General features: G+C 42.6%; 23 protein-coding genes and 1 rRNA gene. 14 read left to right on the top strand and 10 right to left on the bottom strand.

Features of this window, described 5'->3' with window-relative positions:
• Positions 1–29 precede the first annotated feature (29 nt).
• A complete protein-coding gene (locus F902_RS02025; RefSeq protein ID WP_005200637.1) occupies positions 30–1,817 on the bottom strand; it encodes a choice-of-anchor I family protein in 1,788 nt (595 codons plus the stop codon).
• Between the two features lie 164 nt (positions 1,818–1,981).
• Here F902_RS02025 and mdtD point away from each other — a divergent pair, with 164 nt between their 5' ends.
• The 9 genes from mdtD (at position 1,982) to F902_RS02070 (ending at position 10,883) form a co-directional block, all read left to right on the top strand.
• Positions 1,982–3,370 carry a multidrug transporter subunit MdtD gene (gene mdtD, locus F902_RS02030; protein WP_005200639.1) on the top strand — a complete coding sequence of 463 codons (1,389 nt, stop codon included), beginning with the start codon at positions 1,982–1,984 and terminating at the stop codon, positions 3,368–3,370.
• Between the two features lie 51 nt (positions 3,371–3,421).
• Positions 3,422–4,390 (top strand): hypothetical protein, encoded by a 969-nt coding sequence (locus F902_RS02035; RefSeq protein ID WP_005200641.1) that lies wholly within the window; start codon positions 3,422–3,424, stop codon positions 4,388–4,390.
• A 10-nt stretch (positions 4,391–4,400) separates the two neighbouring features.
• A complete protein-coding gene (locus F902_RS02040; protein WP_005200642.1) occupies positions 4,401–5,162 on the top strand; it encodes a glycoside hydrolase family 25 protein in 762 nt (253 codons plus the stop codon).
• Positions 5,152–6,219, top strand: coding sequence for a DNA polymerase IV (dinB, locus tag F902_RS02045; protein WP_005200644.1), 1,068 nt, complete (start codon positions 5,152–5,154; stop codon positions 6,217–6,219). Before F902_RS02040 ends, dinB begins: the two co-directional genes overlap by 11 nt.
• A 304-nt stretch (positions 6,220–6,523) precedes the next feature.
• Complete coding sequence (gene creB, locus F902_RS02050) at positions 6,524–7,243, top strand: two-component system response regulator CreB (protein WP_005200645.1); 720 nt, start codon at positions 6,524–6,526, stop codon at positions 7,241–7,243.
• Positions 7,244–7,246: 3 nt separating this feature from the next.
• Positions 7,247–8,713, top strand: a complete 1,467-nt coding sequence (gene creC / locus F902_RS02055; protein ID WP_005200646.1) for a two-component system sensor histidine kinase CreC — start codon at positions 7,247–7,249, stop codon at positions 8,711–8,713.
• 75 nt (positions 8,714–8,788) lie between these two features.
• Complete coding sequence (creD, locus tag F902_RS02060) at positions 8,789–10,186, top strand: cell envelope integrity protein CreD (RefSeq protein WP_005200648.1); 1,398 nt, start codon at positions 8,789–8,791, stop codon at positions 10,184–10,186.
• Between the two features lie 62 nt (positions 10,187–10,248).
• The gene (locus F902_RS02065; RefSeq protein ID WP_005200650.1) at positions 10,249–10,452 is read left to right on the top strand and encodes a hypothetical protein; all 204 of its coding nucleotides are present in this window, start codon (positions 10,249–10,251) and stop codon (positions 10,450–10,452) included.
• 74 nt (positions 10,453–10,526) lie between these two features.
• Entirely contained in the window at positions 10,527–10,883 is a 357-nt protein-coding gene (locus F902_RS02070) for a RidA family protein (protein WP_005200652.1), read from the top strand.
• Here F902_RS02070 and F902_RS02075 read toward each other — a convergent pair.
• From F902_RS02075 to F902_RS02100, 6 genes are all read right to left on the bottom strand, one after another.
• Positions 10,880–11,422 carry a DUF2726 domain-containing protein gene (locus tag F902_RS02075; RefSeq protein ID WP_004802049.1) on the bottom strand — a complete coding sequence of 181 codons (543 nt, stop codon included), beginning with the start codon at positions 11,420–11,422 and terminating at the stop codon, positions 10,880–10,882. The two genes, F902_RS02070 and F902_RS02075, sit on opposite strands and share 4 nt — an antisense overlap.
• Before the next feature lie 303 nt (positions 11,423–11,725).
• Positions 11,726–14,107, bottom strand: a complete 2,382-nt coding sequence (locus F902_RS02080) for a YgiQ family radical SAM protein (RefSeq protein ID WP_005200654.1) — start codon at positions 14,105–14,107, stop codon at positions 11,726–11,728.
• 204 nt (positions 14,108–14,311) lie between these two features.
• Complete coding sequence (locus F902_RS02085; protein ID WP_005200656.1) at positions 14,312–14,701, bottom strand: hypothetical protein; 390 nt, start codon at positions 14,699–14,701, stop codon at positions 14,312–14,314.
• Positions 14,702–14,764: 63 nt separating this feature from the next.
• The gene (locus F902_RS02090; RefSeq protein ID WP_005200658.1) at positions 14,765–15,979 is read right to left on the bottom strand and encodes an MFS transporter; all 1,215 of its coding nucleotides are present in this window, start codon (positions 15,977–15,979) and stop codon (positions 14,765–14,767) included.
• A gap of 78 nt (positions 15,980–16,057) precedes the next feature.
• A complete protein-coding gene (locus F902_RS02095) occupies positions 16,058–17,314 on the bottom strand; it encodes an esterase-like activity of phytase family protein (protein ID WP_017401965.1) in 1,257 nt (418 codons plus the stop codon).
• A 152-nt stretch (positions 17,315–17,466) separates the two neighbouring features.
• Positions 17,467–17,871, bottom strand: a complete 405-nt coding sequence (locus F902_RS02100; protein ID WP_005200662.1) for a helix-turn-helix domain-containing protein — start codon at positions 17,869–17,871, stop codon at positions 17,467–17,469.
• An 81-nt stretch (positions 17,872–17,952) separates the two neighbouring features.
• Here F902_RS02100 and F902_RS02105 point away from each other — a divergent pair, with 81 nt between their 5' ends.
• The 5 genes from F902_RS02105 to F902_RS02125 all read left to right on the top strand — a co-directional run bounded on the left by F902_RS02105 (position 17,953) and on the right by F902_RS02125 (position 20,989).
• Complete coding sequence (locus tag F902_RS02105; protein ID WP_005200664.1) at positions 17,953–18,444, top strand: DUF2938 domain-containing protein; 492 nt, start codon at positions 17,953–17,955, stop codon at positions 18,442–18,444.
• An 11-nt stretch (positions 18,445–18,455) separates the two neighbouring features.
• Complete coding sequence (locus F902_RS02110; protein ID WP_004802036.1) at positions 18,456–19,031, top strand: flavodoxin family protein; 576 nt, start codon at positions 18,456–18,458, stop codon at positions 19,029–19,031.
• Positions 19,028–19,246 carry a DUF2798 domain-containing protein gene (locus F902_RS02115; protein ID WP_004656444.1) on the top strand — a complete coding sequence of 73 codons (219 nt, stop codon included), beginning with the start codon at positions 19,028–19,030 and terminating at the stop codon, positions 19,244–19,246. Before F902_RS02110 ends, F902_RS02115 begins: the two co-directional genes overlap by 4 nt.
• Before the next feature lie 315 nt (positions 19,247–19,561).
• A complete protein-coding gene (locus F902_RS02120) occupies positions 19,562–20,125 on the top strand; it encodes a lytic transglycosylase domain-containing protein (protein WP_005191649.1) in 564 nt (187 codons plus the stop codon).
• A gap of 321 nt (positions 20,126–20,446) precedes the next feature.
• Positions 20,447–20,989, top strand: a complete 543-nt coding sequence (locus F902_RS02125; protein WP_005200666.1) for a lytic transglycosylase domain-containing protein — start codon at positions 20,447–20,449, stop codon at positions 20,987–20,989.
• Positions 20,990–21,044: 55 nt separating this feature from the next.
• Here F902_RS02125 and cysK read toward each other — a convergent pair whose 3' ends face one another.
• The 3 genes from cysK to rrf all read right to left on the bottom strand — a co-directional run bounded on the left by cysK (position 21,045) and on the right by rrf (position 23,049).
• A complete protein-coding gene (gene cysK, locus F902_RS02130; RefSeq protein ID WP_005200669.1) occupies positions 21,045–22,046 on the bottom strand; it encodes a cysteine synthase A in 1,002 nt (333 codons plus the stop codon).
• Positions 22,047–22,236: 190 nt separating this feature from the next.
• Positions 22,237–22,779 carry a GNAT family N-acetyltransferase gene (locus F902_RS02135; protein ID WP_005200671.1) on the bottom strand — a complete coding sequence of 181 codons (543 nt, stop codon included), beginning with the start codon at positions 22,777–22,779 and terminating at the stop codon, positions 22,237–22,239.
• 155 nt (positions 22,780–22,934) lie between these two features.
• Positions 22,935–23,049, bottom strand: a 5S ribosomal RNA gene (gene rrf, locus F902_RS02140).
• Between the last annotated feature and the right edge of the window lie 144 nt (positions 23,050–23,193).

Raw genomic sequence — 23,193 nt, forward strand, 5'->3', positions numbered from 1 at the left:
AAAAGATCCGCTTTTTTTATATTGAGAACTTATTGTACATTCACTTGATATAGCGCAGTTGAACCACTGACTTCATTCCCCACCACCAATAAAGGCTTGCCGTTTGGTGAGTCTTTTGCAGCAATAAAGATCAAGCCTTCAGGCCCTAAATCGCCCTGTTTTGCAGCATCGGTTTCAACAAAATTACGTGTGCTAAAATATTCAATAAATTTCGGTTTATTCGGTGTGGTGATGTCATAGACCATCACCCCACTCATTCGCTCCAAACCAATAAAAGCAAAAGTTTTCTGACCAATCGTGCCGATAGCAATACCCTCAGGCTCAGGGCCTTTATTATCACTACGGTCATCAAAAGCCACTGTTTCATGGTCACTATTAAAATAGTTCGGGAACAATTCAGCAGTTTTCTTTTCAAACTCACTGCCAGAGTCCCAAACTAACTGACCTTGAGTATTCCAGATACTGAATGAACGCGCGCCATAAGCGTAGAGCTTGTCATAAGTGAGCAAGCCATTGGCATCAAGCTTGGCTGAACCATCGGCATTGGTTTGATAACCTATATTCCATGCAATATTGAGACGCCCCAATGCTGCATCATCACGGCATGCACCCGCAGTTGTCGCTGTGGCACCACAATATGCAAAGGTCACTGGATTGAGTTTTGCCCCTTTCACCCCTGCAGCCAGTTGCTGTAAATGTGCTGGATAATCGCCATCCTGATTAAAGCCTTTACTGTTAAACAAATGCTTCATTCGAATATTTTCAACAAAGCCTTTACTGGCATCGCCCGCATAATAGGCTTTGGAATCCTTCAACCATTCACGGCTATCACCTTCATTGGCAGTGACCAGATAGGTTTGACCATTGACTTGGTAATTGGCAATCGAGTCAGGTTGATACATCCCGACCAAGCCAGCCCATGTTTTGATATCAATCTTTTTATCTTTATCACTAACATCCAGTTCATTGCCAATTTGCCCATGATCTTTATAGCCCAATGGATAAATATCAGTGACTTTCTGCTGAGCAATATCAATTCGTGCAATCGCATTATTTTCCTGCAATGTCACCCAAGCAATTTTGCTGTCTGCAGCAATGGTTATATATTCAGGCTCTAGATCCTGAGCCACACTCGCATTTGGCCCAAAAATACGTACCCCTTTGCCGATTAAATCCACCTTTTGTGAATTCCACACCTTAAAGTCCGCTACGCTGGCTTTGGGTTGTTGAATATTGCTGATATCAATAATGCTGACTGAACCTTCAGGATCAACCGAGTAATCATCGTTTGGCTCGCCTTCATTGGCCACTAAAACAGTTTTGCCATCGGGGCTAAAAGTCAACATATCGGGCAATGAACCCACAGCAACTTTGCTGATAAAACTTAAGTCCTTGGCATTAAAAAACACCACGATCCCTGTATCGGTTTTCTTCTCGGCTTGGACTGCAATTGCTACAATGCCATTTTTAACTGCAACGCTGTTCACTTCCGAGTTGGCTAAATAAGTACGGGCAGAAAGTTCTGCAATATGGACGGGCTTTTCAGGTTTAGATGCATCTAAAACATCGACTAAACCCTTCTGGGCATTGACCACAAAGAGACGTTTGCTTGCCACATCATAAGCAGGAATTTCAGCAGCACTTTTGGCAAAGACATTGGTCTCATAGCGCCCTAATAAACTTAATTTAATCGTTTCAGGGGTTGTCTCAACTACTTCTGTTGGCGTATTTGCGTTGTTATTGTCGTTGTCATCATTACACGCCACTAACCCCACCGACAGTAACGCTGTCAGTAATACTGAAATCTTAAATTTCATGATCAAATTCCATACAATTTATTCTGTATGGCCAATCTAGTCGTTGGTGATGCAAATTCGATGACACTTTAATGTCAGTTTCATGACCACTCTTTGACAATTTTAGGCTTTATTTCACACACAGTTGCATTAAACTAAAACTGCCTTTTTATCCATCATGGCTCATGACAACGACAACACATCAAGCGGTACAGCCTGAATTCCGAATGTTGGTGCTCTTGGTCTCGATTGGCTTTTTTATGCAAGCCTTGGACACCACCATCGTCAACACGGCAATTCCTGCCATGGCAGTCCAACTCAATGAAAATCCCCTGCAAATGCATGGCGTCATTGTGGCCTATGTGCTGTCGGTTGCGGCCTGTATTCCGCTCAGTGGCTGGTTGGCTGATCGTTTTGGCATCCGCAATATTTATCTCAGCTCCATGGTGATTTTCAGCTTGGCCTCGTTGGGCTGTGGCTTGTCACAAAACCTAGAACAATTATTATTTTTCCGCGTCATTCAAGGGGTTGGTGGTGCCTTACTGATGCCTGTGGGGCGCTTGGCACTGTTAAAACTGATCCCACGCTCCCAATTTCTGTCTGCGATGAGTCTGATGAGCCTTGCGGGTCTGATTGGCCCGTTGATGGGGCCGACCTTAGGAGGTTGGCTCGTCGAAGTGACAACTTGGCACTGGATCTTTTTAATTAATATTCCGATGGGTGTACTCGGCATGATCATGACGTTCAAAGTCATGCCAAACCAGAAAGAGCCAAGCGTCAAATCCTTCGATTTAAGTGGCTTTATCCTGTTAATGGTCGCAATGGTGGGCTTGTCTTTAGGCATTGAGAATATTGCGGCATCGCAATATTCCCGTTGGATCAGCGTGGTTTTATTGATTTCAGGACTGTTGGCAGCCACCGCTTATGCCTACCATGCGCATACGCATCAAAATGCCCTGTTTCATGGTCGCCTATTTCGCTACAAAATCTTTTCAATCGGCGTATTGGGTAATTTCTTTGCCCGCCTCGGCAGTAATGCGATTCCCTTTATTTTACCGTTGATGCTGCAAGTCGCCTTTGGCTTTGAACCTTTCTATACCGGTTTAATGATGATTCCAATGGTGCTCGGCTCATTATTTTCCAAACCGATTATTCGTCCCTTGATTCAACGGGTTGGTTATCGTCGTTTCTTACTCACCAATACTGTTTTAGTCGGTTTATGTATCGCCAGTTTTTCACTGATGACCGCCGCGACACCGCTTTGGTTGAAAGTGCTACACCTGTTTATCTTCGGTACACTCAATTCGCTGCAATTCGTGGGCATGAATACGCTAACTTTGAAAGACTTAGCACAACAGGATGCCAGTAGTGGCAATAGCTTCTTGTCGATGATCATGATGCTTTCCATGAGTATCGGGGTGGCCTTGGCAGGAACCTTAATCAATCTATTTGGTCAACAGTTTTCCAGTGCCTCGATTAGCACCGCCTTCCACGCCACTTTGATTACTCTTGGCTGTATTAATGTCATTACCGCCTTGGTGTTCTGGCAAATCCCCAAAGAAACCACAGATTAAATTTACGGACCTAAAGTTCGTCGTCCAATAAACAGAATAAGGAAAAATAAAATGATCGTTCCACAGCATTGGGCAGAAGCTAAAACAAAAACCAAGATTGCAGGGCGACAATACACCATTAAACGCTTTGGTTGGTCAGATCAAAACCTTGCAGCAGCGCAATCGCATGCCGAGCAACGTGTTGCCGAGGCAATTGAAAGGATCAAGGCTGGTGAAAATATTCGAAAAATCGACCATAAAGTTCCCTACAATGGTGCCGAAGGCGTACCAATCAGAGAACAGATTATTGCTCAGCATGACGATGTTATTATCACGCGAAACTCCTACGGCGCATTATGCTTAAATACCCCAGATGTGTTATTTGCAGATATCGATTTCGAATACGCACCTCGATTTAGACTGTATCTATTGGCTTTTTTATTGTTAATGCTGCTCGCAAGTATTGGGGCTGTTTACTTAGGTTCATGGATGATCTTGGGAGTCGGAGTGATTGTTTCCCTCATCTTGACAGGGCTGCTTGGCAAAGGATTGTTCTATTTACAAAGCAAGTTATTTGGAACACCAGAACAGCGTGCATTTGCATCAATTCAAGATTTCTCTCAACAGCACCCCACATGGCATTTACGCGTTTATCTCACACCAAAAGGTTATCGTGTTTTGGCAATGTATCAAACCTTTGAACCTAAAAGTGATGAAGCTCAATTATTATTCAATGCCATTCATGCGGATCCTAACTACGTCCGAATGTGTAAAAATCAAAATTGTTTCCGAGCCAGAATCAGCCCAAAGCCCTGGCGAATTGGTGTGAATCGCTTAGCACTCGGCGTTTGGCCTGTGAGTGAAGCCCGTTTAGCGATCCGTGAAAACTGGGTTCGAGACTATCAGAAACAAGCCGAGAACTATGCATCATGCAAATTTGTGGCACAATTAGGCAGTCAGGTCACCCACATGAAGGCGAAGAGATTACAATCGCTACATGACCAATACTGTAAATCTGACACTCGCTTAGACATCGCATAACACAAACGATATGGCAAAAAAATCTGCAAAATTTCCGTCGACACCACATTATCCGACTTATGCCAGTATCGGTTTAGCGGTTATGCTGAGTGTGGTCAGCTACTTTGGCTTGTTCTATCAGCAGAAAGCCTCGGCACATGATTATTCCATTCGCGGCTTTGATGTGTCCCATCATCAAGGCGAGATCAACTGGAAAAAAATCTCGCCAATGCAATATCAATTCGTTTATTTAAAAGCCACGGAAGGCGGTGATTTTAAAGATCGTAACTTTCAGCAGAATTGGTTAAAGGCGCGTGAACGTGGCCTACATGTCGGTGCTTATCATTTTTATCGGCTGTGTCGTGATGGTGCCATACAAGCGGAAAATTTTATTGCGACCGTTCCGAAAAAAGCCGATGCCCTGCCGCCTGTAATTGATTTGGAATATGACAGTAACTGCATCAACACCTATACCAAAGAGCAATTACTGAAAGAAATTCAGGTCATGCATGACCAACTGCAACAGCATTATGGCAAACAACCGATTTTTTATATTTCAAAGAGCTTTTACCATATTGTGCTGATGGGGAACTTTAACAACACCCCGTTATGGGTCAGAGATTATGAGGGCAAACCTGAACTCAAAGATGGTCGACAATGGCTGTTTTGGCAGCATAGCAGCCAAGGCAAAATCGACGGCGTTCCCAAAGCCGTGGATTTAAATGTTTATGCCGAATCACCAAAACAATGGCGGATTTTTTTGAAAGCACAAGGCATTGAAGATGCCAAATGAGTTACGCAAAATCATCCATATCGACATGGATGCTTTTTATGCCTCTGTTGAACTCAAAGATCGCCCCGAACTAAAAGATTTGCCTGTGGTGATTTCCTCTCATCATCCAAGAGCTGTCATTGCCGCAGCGTCTTACCCTGCCCGTGTCTTTGGACTCCGTTCGGCTATGTCGATGGGACAAGCCAAAAAACTCTGTCCACAGGTCATCGTGATTGAACCCAATTTTGAAAAATACCGCGAAGTTTCAGCGCAAATTCATCAGATTTTTCAGCAATACACCCCCTTGATTGAACCGCTGTCTTTAGATGAGGCCTATCTGGATGTCACTGAAAATTTAAAAAATATTGCCAGTGCCACCGAAGTCGCAACACAGATCCGTGCTGATATTTTTGCAATCACAGGACTGACCGCTTCCGCAGGCGTGGCACCGAATAAGTTCTTGGCAAAAATTGCCTCGGATTGGAACAAACCCAATGGTTTATTTGTGATTAAACCGAATCAGGTGCTACGTTTTATTCAAGATTTAGCCTTGAATAAAATTCCTGGGGTGGGCAAAGTCACCCAAGAACGATTGCAGCAACTGAATTTACATACCTTGGGCGATCTGCAAAAAATTGACGAAAATGTGCTGATTCATCATTTTGGAAAGTACGGCAAACAGCTGTATTTATATGCGCAAGGCATTGATCACCGACCTGTCAAAGCAGAACGAGAACGTCAGCAAATTTCCAAGGAAATTACTTTTGACGATGATTACACCCTTGCTCAATGCAGCCATGCGTGGCAGCCATTGACCGAGCAAGTCTGGCGCAGTTTAAATAAAAAACAGCTAACGGCTCGCGGTGTGACCGTCAAACTCAAGCTTAAAAATTTCCAAGTCTTACAGCACAGTAAAAGCTTTAAGCAGGCACTACAATCACAACAAGACTTGGGGCAAGTGGTACTACAACTTCTCGATGAAATGCATATTGACCCAGAATTCCAATTCCGTCTGGTCGGCGTCGGGGTATATCAATTACAGGCGCTAGAAGAAGAATCACAACTTTCTTTGTGGTAGTGCTGATTTTTTACACAAAAGCACAATCCATGCTGAAAATTATGTTTGCTTTTTATCCAGTTTTCAGTACTCTAAGCAACGCAGTAACATTATCCTTGTTATTTGCTTTGCTAAAGGAAACCTCACTTTTAGCATCTGCTCCTGTGGTTGGCGTGACGATCAAATCCGAAGATTACAGGGCACTTCAGGTCTTCTTTCGCTATCCTCTTGTTCCTATAAAAAATTCTATATTCCCACTACACACCATCATAACTTCAGTTAAACTCAGCAGATAAAACTAGAAAATTCTGTATGTACATGCCTTATGAAGCAAAAACAAATTCTTTGTGTTGAAGATGAAGCCGCCATTGTCCTGCCGCTACGTTATGCGCTTGAGCGTGAAGGTTGGCAAGTCAGTTGGGCCAATACAGGAACACAGGCACTGCAATTACTGACGCAACAATCCTTTGATTTTATTATTTTAGATGTCGGACTCCCTGATCTGAATGGTTTCGAAGTCTGCAAACAATTACGTCAAAAAGATCAAACCCCTTTACTGTTTTTAACAGCCCGTGATGATGAAATTGACCGAGTGGTTGGTCTCGAAATTGGGGCGGATGATTATTGCAGCAAGCCCTTTAGCGCACGAGAAATTGTGGCAAGAATCAAAGCGATTTGGCGCAGAATGGAAGCGCAAGCTCAGCCTGTTACAGCCTCTGTAGCAGCGACGAAAACTGACGTTATTGTGCAATCGGCAACTTGGTCATGCAATCCACAAGCTTTACAGATTCATTATCATCAACAAGTACTACAACTGACTCGCTATGAATACCGCTTGTTATTTTTACTAATTCAGCATCCAGAACAGGTGTTTAGCCGCCAACAACTGATGGATCATATTTGGGAACATCCTGAACATAGTTTGGAACGTACTGTCGACACGCATATCAAGAGTTTAAGGCAAAAGCTCAGACAGATTACTCCACATGATGATCCGATTCGTACTCATCGTGGCTTTGGCTATAGTTTGATAAAGTTGAGCTAAAGCATGTCTATCTTTGTCCGTATCTGGTTTTTCTTTAGCTTGGTGGTGGTACTCAGTCTAGGCTTTATCGCCTATACCCTGACTCAACAAGTGAAACCCAATGTACGACAAGTGGTTGAAGACACCCTCGCTGAAAACGCCAATATTATTGCCCAACTGATTGCGGAAGATGTCTATCAACATCAGGTGGATACGCCCGAATTTGATCAAAAAATTCAGGCAGCATTATCTCGTCAACTGAATGCCACCATTTGGCAGCATCGCAAAAAACAGATTAACCAGCAACTGTACATTACCGATCCCAAAGGCATCGTGATTTATGATTCTGAAGGACAAGCCGTTGGGCAAGATTATTCCAAATGGAATGATGTCTATTTAACACTGCGTGGTAAATACGGTGCACGTTCGACCGCCACCAATCCCTATGACCGCAATAGCAGTGTCATGCATATTGCAGCACCGATTATTTATCAACAGCAATTGCTCGGCGTGGTCAGTATTGGTAAACCGAACCAGTCGGTACAACCCTATATCGAACGTGCTGAGCAACAACTGATTTATCAAGCCCTCTGGATTGCAGCACTCAGCCTGCTCTTGGCTAGTATGGTGGCCTATTGGCTAAGACATAGTATTGATCGGGTTCGACGCTATGCACAGGCATTGGCACCAGTGAATCAGGCACCTTTCTTTTATTCCGCTAAAGAACTCAACCAAGTGACTCAGGCACTGAGTGAAATGCGCGAAAAACTAGAAGATCGTGGCTATGTGGAGAACTATGTCAACACACTTACCCATGAACTCAAAAGCCCGCTCACCGCCATTCAAGCCAGTGCTGAACTATTACAAGATGATATCCCTCTAGCTGATCAGCAACAGTTTGCCCATCATATCATCCAGCAAAGCCAGCGTTTGCAATCCTTGATTGAACGAATGTTGTTATTAACACGACTCGAAAAAAATCAACATGTTTTAGAGTTTCAAAACTTAGACCTGAACGAGCTCATTCAACAATGCTTTCAGCAACAACATAGTGCTTTGCAGCTGAAACAGATCCAAATACAACTTGATCTCCCCCAACACTGTGCAATCCACGCCGATCCATTTTGGCTGAAACAAGCGCTGAATAATCTCTTAGATAACGCCAGAGACTTCTGCCCGCCACAGGGGAAAATCGCAGTTCAAGTTCAGCAAGACCCAACCCATCAAAGCATCACTTTGTTGTTTTTTAATGAGGGCGATGCAATTCCTGAATATGCCTTAAACCGTGTATTTGAGACTTATTTTTCACTGCCTCGTCCGCATAATCAGCAACGCAGTACTGGCATTGGGCTCAGTATCGTCAAACAAATTATTCAGCAGCACCACGGTCAGATTCGTATCCAGAATATTGAAGCGAATCGCCTCGACTTCTTAGCAACCCATCAATCTGGTGTGCTCTTGACCCTCACACTTCACACAAACTTCACTTAAGCTTCAAACCGAACTCATCCGAAGCGCATCTCGCATATAGATACTGGTCATATCCTAATGACCATGGAATTTCATATGCGTCGCAATTTTATCAATCTTAAAATCGGAGCCATTCTGTTCCTGATTTTGATTTTTTATATTGGTTTGTTTTTTATTTCGAGCTTGGTCTCAGAACGCCAAAGCTATCAACAACAAGTCATTCATGACATCGCCAACGAACAAATTCGTCCACAACAAATTGTTGCACCTTATTTAAAACTACCCTATCAAGTACAAACCACCTGTACCGATGAACAAAAGAAAAGCTATACCTGTACGCAAACCCTATTTGTCGCTATCGGGGCTGAAACGACCGACTGGAGTGCACAATTTAAGGTTTCGGACAGTACCTATAGACGCAATATTTATAAAGCGATCAGCTATCAGAACTCGATGTCAGGCAAAGGTACATTCAAGGCCATCGATAACGAAGCAAAACGTGATTATCGATGGGAACAGGCTGAAATTATTTTTCCAATCCAAGATGCGCGTGGGCTGAATGCCAAACCAATCTTCAATATTGATGGCAAGGCCTATAAGTTCGACTTTTCAGAACAAAGCCAAGGACAACGCGGTTTTGACCTGATGCACCTGACAGCGAAGCAGTACCCTGAACTGGTGCAAAAGTTCCAACAGGGTTTTAAGTTTGGCCTACAATTCGAGCTTGAAGGACTCAGTGAATTCAGCTTCATTCCGACCAGTTATGAAATGACCTATCAAGCCACGGGCAACTGGGGCGATGTTAAATATGATGGGCAAAGCCTACCCTTTAAAAAATCCAGTGAAAAACACCAATTTCAAGCAGACTGGAAAAATATCGCACTGGGTAAACGTAATTTAGAAAATGTGTCATTGTGCGAAAATAGCCAGTGCTTTTATAAAATTTTAAATGCTCAAGATCCTGTACCAACAGCAGCGGTAGAAACATACGATACAGGCACCCCAGCAAATATCTCTGGTATTTCCACTCAATTCCTAGAACCTGTCAATATCTATACCCAAACCGATCGTGCCATTAAATACGGTGTGATGGTGATCATCATTACCTTTGGTTGCTTCTTCCTGTTTGAAGTCTTAAAACAACTCAAAATCCATCCTGTGCAATATGCCTTGGTTGCGATGGCACAAGGTGTATTCTTCGTGTTGTTACTTTCGATCAGTGAATATTACGCCTTTGCATTCGCCTATCTAGCGGCAGCAATCGCTTGTGTCGGTCTCATCACATGGTATTTATATTTTGTAGTCAAAGGGATTAAGCCTGCGCTGTTATTCGGGATTTTATTGGGTGTGCTCTACGGCATGATGTATCTGTTACTGCAATCCAGCGGTAAGACCTTCTTATTTGGCTCCATCCTGTCCTTCATCCTGATTGCCTGCGTGATGTTCATCACCCGTCATGTCAACTGGTATCAATCCGAACAACCAAGCCAATAAAAAAACATAGGGGCGAAGTAATGTCTTCGCCTCTTTTCACGGCATTGATCAGGAATAAAACCATGTACCCAACGACTTATTTAGCGTTAAAGCAACTTAAACAGCTATGCCCTTTACATAGCTCGATTGCAAGCTGTCTGAATCAATTACGACAGGCCAAAATCCAGTTTTTGAATCTGGGAAATATTATTATTTGCCCACAACAACGCTGCATTTTGGTTTTTAAACATCGTAACTTAATGGAAATAGAAACTTTTTTAGCCTGATTTATAGAAAATTACATTGCAGCTGAATGGCATCAAGTACAATCCCCACTATACTTTTCGATTTGGGAATCACTATGTCTGTGCAACGCCTTCATGTCACATCACGTTATTGCGAAGTTGCAATTTCAGGAAATCTTGTTCATTTAGCAGGTCAATTGGCTGATGATACCAGCGTTGATGTAACCGCACAGACACAGCAGACCTTAGATAATATTGATCGTTTATTGGCAGAAGCAGGTACAGATAAAACCCATATTTTATCTGTACTGATCTTTTTAAAAGACATCGAAAAAGATTATGCAGCCATGAATGCAGTATGGGATGCATGGATTGCTGAGGGACATCCCCCAGCACGTACCTGTGTCGAATCTAAACTCTACACACCTGATGTTTTGGTTGAAATGACAGTCACTGCGGTTCGCCCAAATTAATAAGATTTAAATGCGAATTCATTATATTTCATCATTCGATCTGCTTTAGGCAGCGACATTGATGCTGAGGTACCTGCCGCTGAAATAGCGGTAGGCTCAAACAAATCAGGCACTAAATCCTCTCTGAGCTCCTGTTCAGTCGGAATGCTGCTATAACGCAGTACACGATAGCCTGCCAATTCAAGTAAGCTATCTTGATAATGCTTTTGATGCAGGCGGTTCACATAAGATTCGTCAGCAATCTCAATAATCGCAAGCACTTGATGCTGCTGATCTAAAATGACGAAATCTGCAACTAAACCTTGATACTTCCGACGTGTGTGCGCAAATTTAGTGGTCAGTAAAGCATCAAAAGACACATGCGCCAACACGGTATGACGTGGTAATACAGCTTGTAAACGCATCAAGGTAATTTGCTCCGCAATATTTAAAATACCACGGCGTTTTAATGGACTGTCCTGACGCCTATTTTGTTGTAAGCGACGAAGTGCAAGTGCTGTGATTAACAGCAACCCAACTGTTGTTATAAAATAATACATTTCTAACTAATCCCTTTAGATTTTTTATAATCATTTGGCTTTATGCCAATTTTTTTAATCAAGAACATCGATAGCAAAGTCATTTTGCAGTGCAAACTTAAGTTTTTTAATCGTGTTTTCCTAGACGACCAAAGTCGTAATAGCCCTCTGCACTTTATTTATAATCATTCGTTTGCCAAGATTCAAGTCGTTATTGTCAGTTTATGTTTCTATGAGCGATAGTTTTACGATCAAATTGTGATCACATAATAATTTAGGCATAAAAAAGAAGGCATGAACTCTCATGCCTTCTTCAATACCCAATTAACGAGGTGCTTTGGTTTTAGACTTTGGTTTTCCTGAAAATGGTCTTTTCTCACCCGTTTCACGTGGCGGTAAACCATTATGTTGCGTCAATAGCTGCCCTTTTTGCGGACGCTGTTGACCTGACGGTGAACGAGACTGGCCTTGACCACGTTTTGCAGAATCCCCTGCGACAGACGAATTCTTCTTACGTGCCGATTTATATTCACCTTCAGCGGTACCTTGCGGCTGATAAGTCGGAATCAAATGCTGTTTTGAGTTACCAATCAGGTCCGCACGTCCCATTTCCTTCAAGGCTTCACGCAACAAAGGCCAGTTATTTGGATCATGGTAACGCAAGAAAGCTTTGTGCAAACGGCGACGTTTTTCACCTTTCACAATATCCACATTTTCCGTATAGCGTGCCACTTTAGACAGCGGATTCTTGCCTGAATAATACATCGTAGTCGCAGTGGCCATTGGCGATGGATAGAAGGTCTGTACCTGATCGGCACGGAAACCATTTTTCTTCAACCAAATTGCCAAGTTCATCATGTCGTAATCGGTGGTACCCGGATGTGCAGCAATAAAGTACGGAATTAAATACTGCTCCTTACCTGCTTCCTTACTGAAACGCTCAAACATTTGCTTAAAGCGATCATAAGTCCCGATGCCGGGTTTCATCATCTTGGATAATGGGCCATTTTCAGTATGCTCAGGCGCAATTTTCAGGTAACCACCAACATGGTGCTGTACCAATTCTTTGACATATTCAGGGTTCAGTACGGCCAAGTCATAACGCAGACCCGAACCAATCAGAATTTTCTTCACCCCTTTGATTTCACGGGCTTTACGATAAAGCTGAACCAAAGGTGCATGGTCGGTATGTAAGTTTTGACACACACCCGGATATACACAGGATGGTTTACGGCAGTTCTTTTCAATTTCAGGATCATTACAGTGCAAACGATACATGTTTGCCGTTGGGCCACCTAAATCCGAAATAATTCCAGTAAAGTTTGGCGCTGTATCACGGATTTTTTCAATTTCACGTAAAATTGAATCTTCGGAACGGTTTTGAATAATACGACCTTCATGTTCGGTAATCGAGCAGAAAGTACAACCACCGAAACAGCCACGCATGATATTGACCGAGAATTTGATCATATCAAAGGCAGGAAAACGTGCATTCGCATATGACGGATGCGGTAAACGTGCATAAGGTAAATCAAAGACGTAGTCCATTTCCTCAGTGGTCAAAGGAATTGGCGGTGGGTTGATCCAGACATCACGCTCACCGTGACGCTGCACCAAGGCACGTGCATTACCGGGGTTGGTTTCCAGATGCAAAATACGGTTGGCATGGGCATAAAGCACCTGATCATCCGCAACTTCTTCAAAAGAAGGCAAACGGATCACAGCCAACTCACGTGGCGGTAATTTATGTTTAATCGCTTTGGATGGCGCAGGCTTTAACTGCACAATTTGGGTATCTGGATCGAGCTGATCGCCTTCACGTACAATTGGATTGGCAACGATTTCTTTTTGGAAGTTTTGATACTGTGCCAGTGAGTTACCTTTTTCTTTTTCAACTTCACAGCCATCAATGTCTTCAGTCATGACATAGGGGTTGATAATTTGATCAACACGACCAATGGTATCAACATCGTTACTGGCGATTTCAACGAATTTTGCTTTCGATTTTTTATTATGTTTATTGATAATAAATGCAGTACCACGAACATCGGTAATCTCGTGGACTTTTTCACCTTTGGCTAAACGATGCATTACGTCAATAATGGCACGCTCGCCATTGCCATACATCAACAAATCAGCTTTAGAGTCCATCAAAATTGAGCGACGAACTTTGTCTGACCAATAGTCATAATGTGCGATACGACGTAAGCTGCCTTCAATCCCACCAAGTAAGACTGGAACGTCTGGAAAAGCCTCACGGCAACGCTGACAGTAAACCGTTGCTGCACGATCTGGACGCTTATTTGCTTCATTATTTGGTGAGTACGCATCATCAGAGCGGATTTTACGATCTGCCGTATAACGGTTGATCATTGAATCCATGTTCCCTGCAGTCACACCCCATGCAATGGTTGGCTTACCTAAAACGCGGAAGCTCTCGACATTGGTCCAATCAGGTTGCGCAATGATTCCGACACGGAAGCCTTGTGCTTCAAGTACTCGCCCAATCACACCTGATACAAAAGATGGATGGTCAATATAAGCATCGCCACAAACTAAAATAAAGTCACATGCATCCCAGCCGAGTAGATCCATTTCTTCTCGTGACATCGGCAAAAATGGTGCGGGTTCAAAACACGACGCCCAATATTTGTCGTAATCAAACAGCGCTTTAGGCGCAGTCTGCATGGTATAGGCAGTAGACATAGCTTGCGAATCTCGGCTAGCAGATGAAGGAGAGACATTTATAAGGGCTGTTGGTATTTTAACCCCTAAAATGAAAGCCGATCATTTTAACATGAATTTCATTCATTTTCCCTGTTTATAAAACATTCAGGAACAAGGGGATAACAAATTATTTGTATAAAGTTTAAGCAAAATATAAATATGAGCATCAAACTGAAGTTTTAACTAATAGGAAGCAGTACTGGTTATTCCATTTGCTCGAACCACCTCTTTGACCGTATAACCCGACTCAATATAGCCGCTACCTCCAGAAACGGTTTGACCATTCGCAAGTGTCGCTTCCAACTGATATCCACCTTCGCCCTGTACAAAGAATTGCGTTTCTATTGTCTTGTTATTTTCTAAGGGCTGGAAAAAGATCTCATGCTGCACACCTGCTGTTTGCACATGTAGCTTCAGCTGACTAATCATTTGCCCGCTGTGATTTGAGATTTGCACGTGGACTAAGGGCTGAAACCAATAATTAAAGCCCGCAGTTAAAGCACCAGCAAAAAAACTGATCATTAACGAAATAATGATTAGAAACACAATCCAGATCTGTTTAACCCTTGTCATTCTAATACTTTCATTTTTGATTTATTAAGGAAAACTCTAAGGTATAAATCATAAAAAGCAAAGTCAATCCGATTGCCGCATCGACAAAAATCTCAACCGCAATGCTAAAAATAACCCGAGTGCTAAAACCACAGCCACCATAAGATTAATTCCCGTCCAGCCATAGTTCTCCCAGACCAACCCACCACTACTGCCCAATAAACTCGACCCCATGTAATAGCAGAATAAATACAGCGAAGAAGCCACTGCCCGATACTGAACCGCTTGAACAGAAACCCAACTGCTGGCCGTCGAATGGGCCGCAAAAAATGAAAAGGTAAAAATTGTGAGGCCCAGTAAGATAGTCCAGAGCGATGGAATCAAGGTAATCAATAGGCCGATAATCATCATGACCAGTAAAACTGGCAACACTTTATCGCGCCCATATTTAAAGCCCCATTGCGCGGCTTTGGGTGAACTATAAATGCCTGCCAGATAAGCAATTGAAATTAGACCGATCCATGTTTGCGATAGATGAAACGGGGCTTCTAATAAGTGGTAACTGATATAGTTAAAGACCGTGACTAAGCAGCCCATTAGAATAAAACCTTGGGCAAATAAAATGCGTAATTTCGGGTCTTTTAGATTTTGCTCAAAGGCTGCTTTAAAACGTGAAAATCGGAATGGAAATGGTTTGAAATGCTGTGATTTGGGTAATAACAGATAGAATAAGCAGGCAATCACAAAATTCAGAAAACCAATAATATAAGTTGCCGATTGCCAAGAAATAAAATCAACCAAAACACCTGCAATCAGACGCCCACCCATTCCGCCAATCGCGGTACCTGAGATATACAGCCCCATGGCAAAACCGATATCCTTCTGCGCAATCTCCTCTCCGATATAAGTCATCGCTACCGCAGCAACACCGCTAACAGCTAGACCAATCAAAACACGGGTACTTAGAAAAATTTCCCAGATTGGAAAAGAAGCACTAATCAGTAATAAAATCGAGACCAGAAATAAGGCAAACACCATGATGGGTTTACGCCCGAATCGATCGGAAATAAAGCCCGTGAACAATAGGCCAATAGCCAGTGCAATGGTAGAAAAAGACAGCGGAAAACTACTGTGGGTCGGAGTGACATGAAAGAATTCTGCAAAGATCGGCATCATCGGCTGTACACAGTACAACGAGGAAAATGACGCGAAACCAGCAAAGAACAATGACCATAAAATCGCAGTAAACGATTTCGAACCATATTCAATATGGGTTGGGCGCAGCACTGATTCAGACATGAGGACTCCTTATGCCCGATCAGTATACGCCTTCGACCGAAATGCGGAATGATCATTTCGGCCATTTTTATCAAATGTTTAAAATAATGCTTTAGGCAGGCGAATCTGAATGATCTCATTATCATCGGCGAGTTTGGCATTGCGTCCTGATGAACCAGGGAAATTATTGTCATTCAATACTGTCAAAGTCGTGCCATTTTCAATAATCACATCTTCAATGGTTTCAAAAGGGAAGGCAAACACCTTGCCTGTACCAATATCTCCCTCACGCGCTGTGCCATACAGCCCATTTGGATTGGCAATTTTCATTAAGTCGACCAAGTCTTCGCGTGCCACCACCTGCTTCGGCTCATTGAATTTAATTCGAATCAGTTTCTTATGGCCACCGAGATTATTTTGACTCACATCGCGCTCAATAATGATGCCTTCTTTGTCATTAAACAGTTGGAAGTCGCCAATATTGGTGGCTTTACTGTCTAGTACGAACCAATAATAAACACCCGTATAGGCTTTCTTCTGCAGATCAAACTGGGAGATCAGCAGCCGACCTGTCGAGTCATTCAGCAATGGCTTTTCCAGTAGCGGATACAGGTATTTGCCATCTGGTGAAATCGCCATGCCTTCAAAACCACTACTGCGCCCCACCAATGGCTCAACATAATTGATATTGGCTTTATTCAGCTGGTTTTGCGGAGAACGTAACTCTTGGCTCGGATTAAATGGATTTGGCAAAGCAATCGGCGCATCAAGTAAAACCCCATCTGCTGAAAAATGCAACAAGAATGGGCCAAATTCATCACCAATCCAATAGGTACCATCCGGCGCACGTTGCATCGATTCAGGATCAAAATCCGCCCCTGTCAATAAACGTTCTGCCGTATTGCCATTCACAATCTCAAAAGGAATCCGTTTATTTGGATCCCGTAACTGGATGAAGCTTTGTACAGAAACCTGCCCCGAACCTTTACTCTTGGTTTTAAAATCGGCTTTGATTTTATAAATGCGTAATAAGAAATCAGCCGAATTATCCTGTGTGCCAAAACCGTTATCCGCCATGGCCATATAACTGCCATCCTCATTTTTTAAGGCAGCAGAAAAGCCTTGTACGGGTTGCCCTTTAAAGGGGGGATAGATGCCATTGGCACCACTCACCGCTTTGCCTGAATCAGGCCCAGCGGCATAAGTGGCGACAGGAAGCTTGGCGAATGAGATCAGCGTAGGTTCTGTGACTTTGTCTGTCGATGTATTCTGATCTTGGTTATTGTCATCATTATTACAGGCAGTTAAACCCAAAGCACTACAGCAGAATAAGGCCAATAAAGTTTTCTTGTTCATGGTTTTATACATTTGGTAAAAAATTAGGCAAATTTAAACAAGTTTTTATGACGCTTTTACTGCAATAAAATGAAGTCTTTATGGCGAAAACATGACAATGTAACGCCATGCTTGGCTCTATAAATAAAATAAACCCGCTCCATTCAATATCATTAAAGCTTGATCGGATGATATTCACCAGCAATCGCAGCTTTTAAAAAGTTTTGAAAGGTTGGGCATTGCATATGATTTTCTGCGGGACATACCGCAGCATGTCTCAGTCCTTGGCTGATAAAGTGCAAACGTCGGGTCATTTGTTCCAGTTGCTCTGCTTTCTCATTGAGCATGGCTCGGTCCAATTCGGGCTGACCACCCTCCCCAAACATATGCGCAATTTCATTGAGGGAAAAACCTGCCGCCCGCCCCAAAGCAATCAATGCCAATTGATCCAAGACATGCTTGCCATATTGTCGGCGTAAGCCATGACGGCCTATTGATCTAATTAAGCCCTTTTCCTCATAAAAGCGTAAGGTTGAGGTGCTCACATTGGCCCGTTTAGCAACTTCTCCAATATCCATAAATCCCCCTTGACTTCAAGTTGACTTGAACTTGCATACTCTCTTTATCGCGTTTTATGCAAAAAAGATCAAGGTGAAAAAATGGATACTGCTGAACTGTTATTTCAAATTCTGGGTTTAGGTGTTGGCGCCACGCTGATCATGGATCTGTGGCTATTGCTGTTAAAAAAACTCAATCAGCCCATCTTAAATTTTGCTTTGCTGGGTCGTTGGGTGGGCTGGATGTTTCGGGGCAAGTTCATCCATGCATCGATTGCGCAAAGTCCTGCTATTCAAAGGGAATATGCCTTGGGTTGGCTGGCACATTACAGTGTCGGCATTCTCTTTGCATTCAGCTTTGTCCTGATTGTAGGCGAAGCATGGTTACGACACCCTCAATTTAGCGCTGCTTTTATTTTCGGGGTGATTACAGTGCTCATTCCCTTTTTCGTCATGCAACCGGCTATGGGGGCAGGCATTGCTTCAACGAAAACAGCACAGCCTTTGCAAAACTGCCTACGAAGTCTGATGAATCACACTATTTTCGGCTGCGGTTTATATCTCAGCGCTCAACTGCTTGCATTATTTCACTGAGGGATCAAACCATGAAGTCCATTGCCATTGTTTATCATAGCCGTCAGGGCCATACCCAATTTATTGCCCAACAGATTCAACTTGGTGCCGCACAAGCTGCTCAGCTTAAAATTGATTTATTCACCGCTGAACAGTTAATACCGCAACCCGAGTTACTCTGTCACTATGATGGACTGATTTGGGGCTCACCAACCTATTTGGGTGGTGTCTCAAGCACATTGAAACAGTTGATGGATGCCACAGGGTCTTTATGGAAAAAACAAGCATTTAAAGGAAAGTTAGCTGCAGGATTTACCGTTTCCACACTACCCGCAGGCGATAAGCAATCTACACTGATTTCACTTTTCACCTTTGCGATGCAACACGGTATGATATGGGTCGGTAATCCAATTTTACCTGAGCAACATCAAGGTGTTCCTTATACGCAAGCGGCCAATCGTCTCGGGTCATGGTCTGGCCTTATGGCACAAGCTGAACATGCCAGTGCGGCAGATGCTTTTGATGTTGGCGATATCAAAACCGCTCAGTTGTTTGGACAAAATTTTGCATTGAGCTTAAGTGCATATCAAGGAGTGATGATCACGTGAAAGCAGCAAGTCTTTTATTTCCATTGATTTTATCCTGCATGATGTCTTTTTTAATCTCTGGCATCACCACATTAAAGGCAGTCGGTTTTATCGATCATTTCTTTGCGATGTGGATGTCTGCATGGATCGTGGCGTGGATGTTTGCCTTTCCTAGCGTATTGGTCTGCGCGCCAATTGCACAAAGGTTGGTTGGCTGGATTCTAAAGAAACGCTAATTTACACTTTGTAAGTAAAAGCCTACAGTGACTGTGGTGATTGGCGAATATACCGAATGAGATAGATTCACTAATATATCAAGCATAGAGAGACAGGATGTCTCATTCAGAATAATAACAAGCACAGGATGTGGTCGTTGACAGGAGTTGGCGGCAAGAAACCAAATATGAGAAAGCCTCGACAGGATGTCGGGGCTTTCTTATTCGGCTTAATATCTAAAATTAAACGATTTACTCCTATAGATTACATTGACTCCCATCAGCTTGCTCCCTACCATCCGCATGTTTTATAGATGACGGTCAAATTTTTCTACGATGATAATTTACAAAAAATTTTCTTTTTCTCGCTTTCACATTACTTTTGCCAAATTGAGTCTCATTTTTTTAAGTACTTACTTCACTGTCGCGTGTACGACAACCAAGGCACCTACGGTAAATCACTCCCAGAAATTGTCTTCTGGTATTCAAAATGCTTTTTCAGTAGCACCAACAACTGCAAATCGGGTTGCTCCCATCATTCTGCAAACTGCTGAGCGTCACAATATTTCACCACATTTATTAGCCGCGCTGATTCGTCAAGAGTCTAGCTATAGAACCCGTGCACGATCTTCTGCAGATGCAGTGGGCTTAACCCAAGTACGCCCAAAATTTTGGCAACAGTTCTGCCCTGGTGATTTATATGATGAACACGTCAATATCAATTGTGGTGCTTATATCTTAGCGAACTACTATCAATCGACAGGCGATTGGTCAAAAGCCCTCGGCTATTACAATGTTGGCCCTACAGGTTACAGACGAAGTCCCTATATGCGTCAGCAAGCCGAACGCTATGCCAGCTCAGTCAAACGCCATGAACAAAGTTTAAAAGAAGCTCTTTAAAACCTAAAACAACTGCGGTGATTGCCGAATGTACCTAATGAGCTAGATTCACTAATCTATAACTCATAGAGAGACAGGATATCCCATTCAAACAAACAAAAAATACAGAATGTAGTCATTTACAGAAGCTGGCAGCAGGAAACCAAATATGAAAAAGCTTCGACAGGATGTCGGGGCTTTTTTTATGGTCCCCTCTGATCCATTCATTACCGTAAAATAACTACTATTGACTCCCCTAAACTGAGTGCATACCATCCTTATACTTCTGTTTGGTATCGGGTTCTGGTTTTGCACATCACATCGACTTCTTCTGATCAACATATGGCTTTTAAACCATTTGCCTCAATCATTTTAAAGATCAGCCTTGTTGTGCTTGCAATCAGTTTATCTGCATGTAGCAGTTTAAGCGGGTCCTTTGCCAATCGCTCAAATCAACTTTCCTCAGGTTTGCAAAATGCCTATTCCGTTTCTCCGACTACAGCCAATCGCTTATCGCCGATGATCATTCAAAGTGCTGAACGTTATGATGTATCCCCGACTTTACTTGCCGCGCTCATTCGCCAAGAATCGAATTACAACAGCTCAGCACGCTCGCCAACAGGGGCAATCGGTTTAACCCAGATTATTTCCAGCCATTGGCGGCAGTCTTGCCCTGGTAATCTCTATGATGAGAATGTCAATATTAACTGTGGTGCACATGTGCTCTCGACCTACTATCGATCTGCTGGCAGTTGGTCTAAAGCGGTCGCCTATTACAATGTTGGGCCAACAGGCTACGAACGCAGTTTCTGGACACGGCATAAAGCCAAGAAATATGCTCGTTCGGTCAAACGCCACGAAAAAACCTTAAAAAAAGCGCTTTAAAATCAATAAAAAACCATGCCTCAAGCATGGTTTTTTTATGGGCTGAATCACGAAATTACGCTTCGTCAAACAAGCCTTCAAATAAGACTGAAGATAAATAACGTTCACCGCTATCCGGTAAAATCACCACAATGGTTTTGCCTGCATTTTCAGGACGTTCAGCAATTTGCGCTGCTGCCGCTAATGCTGCACCACTTGAAATACCGACTAAAATCCCTTCTTGAGTTGCGCACTTTCTTGCCCACTCAATTGCATCTGCGCTATTCACTGGCAGCACTTCATCAACTAGATCCAAGTCTAAGTTCTTAGGAATAAAATTCGCACCAATCCCTTGAATTTTGTGTGGCGCAGGTGTGATGCTTTCACCACGTTTAGTTTGCGTGATGATTGGTGATTCTGCAGGTTCAACTGCAACTGAATACAATGGTTTATTTTGAACTTGCTCAAAATAACGTGAAATTCCCGTAATGGTACCACCTGTACCTACACCAGCAACCAAGATATCCACTTGACCATTGGTTGCCTGCCAAATTTCAGGGCCAGTGGTGTCTGTATGAATTTGTGGATTGGCTGGATTTTCAAATTGTTGCGGCAAGAAATATAGTTCTGGATTTTCAGTGGCTAAACGAACAGCCTCATCTACCGCACCTTTCATACCTTTGGCTGGGTCAGTCAGAACCAGATTCGCGCCTAAAGCTTTTAGTACTTTTCTACGCTCTAAACTCATACTGGCAGGCATGGTTAAAGTAATTGGATAACCTTTTGCTGCTGCGACAAATGCCAAAGCAATCCCTGTATTGCCACTGGTTGGCTCAACAATATGCATACCTGTTTTAAGTACACCACGTTTTTCCGCATCTGCAATCAACGCTGCACCAATACGACATTTCACTGAAAATGCAGGGTTCCGGCTTTCTACTTTTGCCAGTACCGTTGCACCGGTTTTGATGAGGCGATTGATCCGAACTAAAGGTGTGTTACCAATGGCTTCAGCATTATTTGAATAAACTGCGATACCTAGATTGGCAGGTGTTGGAAATTGCTGATCGGTTGACATGTTATTTCCTTATTAGATTTGGAATGATTCTTAATCATTATAGGCGTGTGAATCTAAGAGGAAAGTAGAAAACGTTAAGATTTATGAAAAGTTATAACTTAGCAAGATGAAATACCAAGCTATTCTTATCTTTATACGGTCTTTAAATTAAAATAATTTTATTCAATATTAATACGCTATACAGTGGTTACTACCAAAGCTCACCCTCTCGCCAATCAGCGCAAATAGCATCATCAGCTGTATGATGTGATAGCAATTCTTTCGGCTTAACACTCAATGGATACAGCAGAATTTCATGTTCATCTGTCAGATAAGCAGAGCTATTTTGTTTGATATATAAATCCCCCGACCAAGAAATCCAGCCAAGTTTTTTATAAAATGCATCATCTTCGGGCTGGAGTGCAGCAAGTTCATAACCCAAAGTAGTTAAAGCATCGATTAAATATTTTAATAACTGTGATGCTAGCCCCTTCCCCCGCATCATTTGATCAGTCGTCACATATTCAATATAGGCAGTTTTTACACTGATATTGTCATTAACAATGAACATTCGATCCGTCCATAGAGCGTGCGATACAATCTTTTCATCCAATATACAGATTAAATGAGAAGCTGTTTGCATGAAGGCATGCTGACTCCAAGGATCTTCATCAAAAGCTGTAAAACATAACTCAGCAATCTGTTGTCGCTGTAGTCTATCCAAATCTTGAGCGGCGATAATTTTAAACTGCATGGACTGATGCTCGATTCAAATTGTTTATATCTTAAGCAAGAGATGGAGGAGTATGAAGACTTTTTAGTCAAATCTAATTAAAATAAGTTGAGATATAAAATTTCAGCCAATAAAAAACACCCCCAACGGTTGGTTGGGGGTGTTCTAGATTTAAAAGCTGGCGATGACTTACTCTCACATGGCAAGTGCCACACTACCATCAGCGCTAAGAGGTTTCACTTCTGAGTTCGGGAAGGGATCAGGTGGTTCACTCTTGCTATTGTCGCCAGCAAACTGTTTTGGTTTTGGGTGGTCTTACATTTTTTGCCACTTAGTACCGAAAGAGTTATTAACGGATTAGATAATTGGTCTGTATTGTAACTAGTTTATTCACTAAATCAAGTTATGTATTGAATTTATCTTGAATACAACAAC

This window comes from Acinetobacter higginsii (assembly GCF_000369525.1).
Lineage (GTDB): Bacteria > Pseudomonadota > Gammaproteobacteria > Pseudomonadales > Moraxellaceae > Acinetobacter > Acinetobacter higginsii.

What these genes read in the sequence shown, in the direction of transcription:
- F902_RS02025 (WP_005200637.1), bottom strand. Translation starts at nt 1,817, where the DNA reads ATGAAATTTAAGATTTCAGTATTACTGACAGCGTTACTGTCGGTGGGG.
- mdtD (WP_005200639.1), top strand. Translation starts at nt 1,982, where the DNA reads ATGACAACGACAACACATCAAGCGGTACAGCCTGAATTCCGAATGTTG.
- F902_RS02035 (WP_005200641.1), top strand. Translation starts at nt 3,422, where the DNA reads ATGATCGTTCCACAGCATTGGGCAGAAGCTAAAACAAAAACCAAGATT.
- F902_RS02040 (WP_005200642.1), top strand. Translation starts at nt 4,401, where the DNA reads ATGGCAAAAAAATCTGCAAAATTTCCGTCGACACCACATTATCCGACT.
- dinB (WP_005200644.1), top strand. Translation starts at nt 5,152, where the DNA reads ATGCCAAATGAGTTACGCAAAATCATCCATATCGACATGGATGCTTTT.
- creB (WP_005200645.1), top strand. Translation starts at nt 6,524, where the DNA reads ATGAAGCAAAAACAAATTCTTTGTGTTGAAGATGAAGCCGCCATTGTC.
- creC (WP_005200646.1), top strand. Translation starts at nt 7,247, where the DNA reads ATGTCTATCTTTGTCCGTATCTGGTTTTTCTTTAGCTTGGTGGTGGTA.
- creD (WP_005200648.1), top strand. Translation starts at nt 8,789, where the DNA reads ATGCGTCGCAATTTTATCAATCTTAAAATCGGAGCCATTCTGTTCCTG.
- F902_RS02065 (WP_005200650.1), top strand. Translation starts at nt 10,249, where the DNA reads ATGTACCCAACGACTTATTTAGCGTTAAAGCAACTTAAACAGCTATGC.
- F902_RS02070 (WP_005200652.1), top strand. Translation starts at nt 10,527, where the DNA reads ATGTCTGTGCAACGCCTTCATGTCACATCACGTTATTGCGAAGTTGCA.
- F902_RS02075 (WP_004802049.1), bottom strand. Translation starts at nt 11,422, where the DNA reads ATGTATTATTTTATAACAACAGTTGGGTTGCTGTTAATCACAGCACTT.
- F902_RS02080 (WP_005200654.1), bottom strand. Translation starts at nt 14,107, where the DNA reads ATGTCTACTGCCTATACCATGCAGACTGCGCCTAAAGCGCTGTTTGAT.
- F902_RS02085 (WP_005200656.1), bottom strand. Translation starts at nt 14,701, where the DNA reads ATGACAAGGGTTAAACAGATCTGGATTGTGTTTCTAATCATTATTTCG.
- F902_RS02090 (WP_005200658.1), bottom strand. Translation starts at nt 15,979, where the DNA reads ATGTCTGAATCAGTGCTGCGCCCAACCCATATTGAATATGGTTCGAAA.
- F902_RS02095 (WP_017401965.1), bottom strand. Translation starts at nt 17,314, where the DNA reads ATGAACAAGAAAACTTTATTGGCCTTATTCTGCTGTAGTGCTTTGGGT.
- F902_RS02100 (WP_005200662.1), bottom strand. Translation starts at nt 17,871, where the DNA reads ATGGATATTGGAGAAGTTGCTAAACGGGCCAATGTGAGCACCTCAACC.
- F902_RS02105 (WP_005200664.1), top strand. Translation starts at nt 17,953, where the DNA reads ATGGATACTGCTGAACTGTTATTTCAAATTCTGGGTTTAGGTGTTGGC.
- F902_RS02110 (WP_004802036.1), top strand. Translation starts at nt 18,456, where the DNA reads ATGAAGTCCATTGCCATTGTTTATCATAGCCGTCAGGGCCATACCCAA.
- F902_RS02120 (WP_005191649.1), top strand. Translation starts at nt 19,562, where the DNA reads ATGATAATTTACAAAAAATTTTCTTTTTCTCGCTTTCACATTACTTTT.
- F902_RS02125 (WP_005200666.1), top strand. Translation starts at nt 20,447, where the DNA reads ATGGCTTTTAAACCATTTGCCTCAATCATTTTAAAGATCAGCCTTGTT.
- cysK (WP_005200669.1), bottom strand. Translation starts at nt 22,046, where the DNA reads ATGTCAACCGATCAGCAATTTCCAACACCTGCCAATCTAGGTATCGCA.
- F902_RS02135 (WP_005200671.1), bottom strand. Translation starts at nt 22,779, where the DNA reads ATGCAGTTTAAAATTATCGCCGCTCAAGATTTGGATAGACTACAGCGA.